The organism is Oleiphilus sp. HI0086 (genome assembly GCF_001635225.1).
The window spans coordinates 1-1,462 of the sequence record NZ_LWFZ01000781.1; the positions used below are offsets into that span (position 1 = coordinate 1).

At 42.1% G+C, this 1,462-nt stretch carries 3 protein-coding genes; 1 reads left to right on the forward strand and 2 read right to left on the reverse strand.

The annotated features are described in order from the left end of the window. Positions 1-520, reverse strand: a 520-nt coding sequence (locus A3756_RS13580) for a Clp protease N-terminal domain-containing protein (RefSeq protein WP_304438884.1), incomplete at its 3' end; no start/stop codon positions are given. 76 nt (positions 521-596) lie between these two features. Further along, positions 597-953, reverse strand: a complete 357-nt coding sequence (clpS, locus tag A3756_RS13585; protein ID WP_068516258.1) for an ATP-dependent Clp protease adapter ClpS — start codon at positions 951-953, stop codon at positions 597-599. A 343-nt stretch (positions 954-1,296) separates the two neighbouring features. Between clpS and A3756_RS13590 the strand changes: the two genes are divergently transcribed. Further along, the coding region (locus A3756_RS13590; protein WP_197481309.1) for a cold shock domain-containing protein at positions 1,297-1,462 on the forward strand (166 nt) is incomplete at its 3' end.

The following is a 1,462-nucleotide window of genomic DNA, read 5'->3' on the forward strand; positions in this document are numbered from 1 at the left end:
TCTCGAGCGGATTACTCTGGCCTGACTCTTCCATACCTTCTTCAGAAGACGCCTCACCCTCTTGCTCTGGCTCGGAGTCATCGGAAATTTTGGAAATACCATGCGAGATATAATTTACTACATCAATACGCGCGATATTTTGTTTCTTAAGCACATAAACAGCCTGACTTTCTTGTTCACTGAATATAGCTACCAAAACATTCGCGCCAGTAACTTCTTTCTTACCAGAAGACTGAACATGAAATACTGCACGCTGCAAAACTCGCTGAAAGCCCAGAGTAGGCTGAGTTTCTCGCTCTTCATCACTCGCTGGAATAAGTGGTGTAGTCGAGTCTACAAACTCGGTTAACTCCTCTCGAAGCTCCGACAATTCGGTACCACACGCACCCAGCACTTGTAGTGCGGCATCATTGTCGAGCAAAGCCAATAGCAAGTGCTCAACAGTCATAAATTCGTGACGCTTCTCACGGGCGCTTCGAAACGCTTCGTTCAAGGTCAGTTCGAGGTCCTTACTTAACATCTTTCACCCCAGAAATTATTATTAATTCGCTCAATGTGATTACCCATGTAAAACGCAGAACTATATCTATAAAGCTCTAGACTGCTTTGATTTCACACAATAATGGGTGATCACAATCAGCCGAATATTGATTCACCAGCGCCACCTTTGTTTCTGCAATGTCCCGACTGAACACGCCACACACGGCATAACCTTGAGTGTGAACAGCTAACATTACCTGGGTCGCCTTTTCTTCATTCATAGAAAAAAACTTTAATAGCACCTCAACAACAAAGTCCATCGGCGTGTAGTCATCATTTAACATGACAACCTGATACATCGAAGGCTGTTTAAACGCTGGCTTAGCAGGAGCGACAAGCAGATCATCTTCATGACCTGGATCATTTTGCGTTCCTTGAGCTAATACTAGTAGAGAATCTTTAGTTTTACTCATAGTTTGATACGAATTTTTACATTTCTCTTTATTTGGGGGTAGATACGTATTTTGCAACAACTGAGCTTATAAAGAAATCGCATAAAGAAAAACATGAGCAAAACTATCGAAAGAATTACGGCCAGGCATCATATCTTTCGCCCAAATCGCTTGACAGCATTAAGAAAATATTTGACAGTAGCGACTTGATGCGCTTTGCATCGGAATACAAATAAAAATAAAACTTCAGGTGTTTGAACTTTTACATGCCCAAGAACCCAAAAAGGCAGTCTGACATCCTTGAATTCTTTATTCAGGATTGCCAAGACACATAGTTCGAACGCAGGAGACACGGGAGTCGATAATGCCTCAAGGTACAGTAAAGTGGTTCAATAATGCAAAAGGCTATGGGTTCATCATCGAAGACGGTGATAATGAAGATCTTTTTGCTCATTTTTCTTCAATTCAAATGGAAGGCTATAAAACCCTTAAAGCAGGGCAGCCGGTCAACTTTGAAAAGCAGCCAGGCG

What these genes read in the sequence shown, in the direction of transcription:
- clpS (WP_068516258.1), bottom strand. Translation starts at nt 953, where the DNA reads ATGAGTAAAACTAAAGATTCTCTACTAGTATTAGCTCAAGGAACGCAA.